Origin of the sequence: Anaerococcus sp. NML200574 (assembly GCF_026131665.1) — a bacterium.
GTDB classification, from domain to species: Bacteria; Bacillota; Clostridia; order Tissierellales; family Peptoniphilaceae; genus Anaerococcus; species Anaerococcus kampingae.
The window spans coordinates 1-2,552 of sequence record NZ_JAMXSM010000058.1 but is presented as its reverse complement, the minus strand read 5'-3'; the positions used below and the strand labels follow the sequence as shown (position 1 = coordinate 2,552).

1 pseudogene is annotated in these 2,552 nt (G+C 37.5%); it reads left to right on the top strand.

The features are described from left to right. Positions 1-2,392: pseudogene (locus NH286_RS10565) on the top strand (adhesin); the annotation flags it as partial. Between the last annotated feature and the right edge of the window lie 160 nt (positions 2,393-2,552).

Here is a 2,552-nt window from a genome sequence, read left to right as displayed (position 1 = left end):
AGTTAAGAAAGCAAATCCAGACTTACCAGCAGATGCAAAAGTAACTGTAGGCAATGACGGAACAGTAACTGTAACAGATAAAGATGGCAAAGAAATTGGAACAATTCCAGCAAAAGAAACTGTTAAGGCAGCTCTAAAAGCTCCAGAAAAACCAGTTGAAGTAAAAGACCCATCTAACTTAACTGATGAAGAAAAAGGTAAAGTAGAAGAAGCAGTTAAGAAAGCAAATCCAGACTTACCAGCAGATGCAAAAGTAACTGTAGGCAATGACGGAACAGTAACTGTAACAGATAAAGATGGCAAAGAAATTGGAACAATTCCAGCAAAAGAAACTGTTAAGTCAGCTCTAAAAGCTCCAGAAAAACCAGTTGAAGTAAAAGACCCATCTAACTTAACTGATGAAGAAAAAGGTAAAGTAGAAGAAGCAGTTAAGAAAGCAAATCCAGACTTACCAGCAGATGCGAAAGTAACTGTAGGCAATGACGGAACAGTAACTGTAACAAATAAAGATGGCAAAGAAATTGGTAAATTAAAACCAGAAGAAACTGTTAAGAAAGCAGGCACAGTAGTAGCTCCAGCAGAACCAGTTAAAGTAGCTGACCCATCTAACCTAACAGATCCTGAAAAGAAAGCTGTAGAAGACGCAGTTAAGAAAGCAAATCCAAACTTACCAGAAGGTGCAACAGTCGAAGTAGGTAAAGACGGAACAGTAACTGTAAAAGATAAAGATGGAAAAGAACTTGGTAAATTAAAACCAGAAGAAACTGTTAAGAAAGCAGGCGCAGTAGTAGCCCCAGCTAACCCAGTTGAAGTAAAAGATCCATCTAAGTTAACAGATGACGAAAAAGAAGCTGTTAAGAAAGCTGTTAAAGATGCAAACAAAGATCTACCAAAAGATGCAACAATCGAAGTAGCAGACGATGGAACAGTAACAGTAAAAGATAAAGATGGTAAAGAAATTGGTAAACTAAAACCAGAAGAAACTGTTAAGAAAGCAGGCACAGTAGTAGCCCCAGCTAACCCAGTTGAAGTAAAAGATCCATCTAAGTTAACAGATGACGAAAAAGAAGCTGTTAAGAAAGCTGTTAAAGATGCAAACAAAGATCTACCAAAAGATGCAACAATCGAAGTAGCAGACGATGGAACAGTAACAGTAAAAGATAAAGATGGTAAAGAAATTGGTAAACTAAAACCAGAAGAAACTGTTAAGAAAGCAGGAACAGTAGTAGCTCCAGCAGAACCAGTTAAAGTAGCTGACCCATCTAACCTAACAGATCCTGAAAAGAAAGCTGTAGAAGATGCAGTTAAGAAAGCAAATCCAAACTTACCAGAAGGTGCAACAGTCGAAGTAGGTAAAGACGGAACAGTAACTGTAAAAGATAAAGATGGAAAAGAACTTGGTAAATTAAAACCAGAAGAAACTGTTAAGAAAGCAGGCGCAGCAACTTCAGTAGATAAGAATCCTCTAGAAGCTGAAGTAGCTAAAAAGGACGCAACAAAAGCATCAGATAAGTACAAGAATGCAGACAAAGATAAAAAGGATGCATACGACAAAGCATTAGCAGATGCCGAAAAAGTACTAGCAGATCCAAATGCAAGTCAAGACGATGTCAACAAAGCAAAGAAAGCTCTAGAAGATGCAGAAAAAGCACTAAATGGTAAGGCAAGCGGAGATGCTGATAAGATTGGTCCAAATATTCCTGGAAATACTGAAGTAGGCAACAAAGACAAGCTTACAGAAGAAGAGAAATCTAAGATTGCTGAAAAGATTAAAGAAGCAAACAAAGATAAATTCCCAGCAGGAACAAAGGTAACAGTAGATGAAAAGGGTAATGCAACAATCACATATCCAAATGGATCAAAAGATGTGATTGGAGCTGACAAGCTAATAAAAGAAAAAGCTTCTGGCAATGAGTCAGGTGGCAATATTGGCGGAATAATTATCCCAGGATCAAAAGCTGATGAAGGCGATAAAGACAATACATCTAATGAAGATGATAATAAGAAAAAACTAACAGAAGCTGAAAAGTATCCAGTAAAAGCTATAAAAGTTAAAGCTGGTGCAAGGGATATGAAGCATTTAACAGACGATGAAAAACACGAAGTAATCGACAAAGTTAAGAAGGCAAATCCAGCAGCAATCGACGTAATAGTAGATGATAAGGGTAACGCTACTCTAATCTATGCTGACGGTTCTAAGAACTTCATAAATGCTGAAGATCTAATCTTCCAAGTAGCAGCTCAAAAAGAAAAGATGCCTAATGCTAAAGCTAATAAAGCAGGCAAAAACGTCAAGACAGGCGTAGGCTCAGTAAGCGGAATAGTAGGACTAGCAGGAATCTCAATAGCAGGACTACTTGCAAGCAGAAAAAAAGAAGAAGAAGATAAGTAAACTTATCTGAAACTTAAAAAACAAGACTCTTAATTGACCTGAACCCCAAAATCCGGAATACGGATGGAGGGGTTTTTGTATGCCAAAATACACAAAAGAATTTAAAATCAAACTAGTAACGGAATATTTATCAGGGGAATCTGGAGGCAGTCCGATGGTT